We start from the raw sequence: 255 nt of genomic DNA, 5'->3' as shown, positions 1-255 counted from the left end.
ATCCTGCTGAAGCTCATCCAGGCCGCCGACTACGACGTCAAGAAGGCCGAGACGGGCATCATCTACATCGACGAGATCGACAAGGTGGCTCGTAAGAGCGAAAACCCGTCGATCACGCGGGATGTGAGCGGCGAGGGCGTGCAGCAGGCCCTGTTGAAGATCCTCGAAGGCACGACGGCCTCGGTCCCGCCCCAGGGCGGACGCAAGCACCCGCACCAGGAGTTCATCCAGATCGACACGACGAACGTCCTGTTC

1 protein-coding gene is annotated in these 255 nt (G+C 62.4%); it reads left to right on the top strand.

Features of this window, described 5'->3' with window-relative positions; all coding sequences use genetic code 11:
- The coding region (locus tag KAJ71_RS23320; RefSeq protein ID WP_248947803.1) for an AAA family ATPase at window positions 1–255 on the top strand (255 nt) is incomplete at both ends.

It is taken from the genome of Serratia silvae (assembly GCF_023282985.1).
GTDB lineage: Bacteria > Pseudomonadota > Gammaproteobacteria > Enterobacterales > Enterobacteriaceae > Chania > Chania silvae.
Note: the sequence above shows the minus strand (reverse complement) of the source record. Positions and strands in the feature narration are given on the sequence as shown.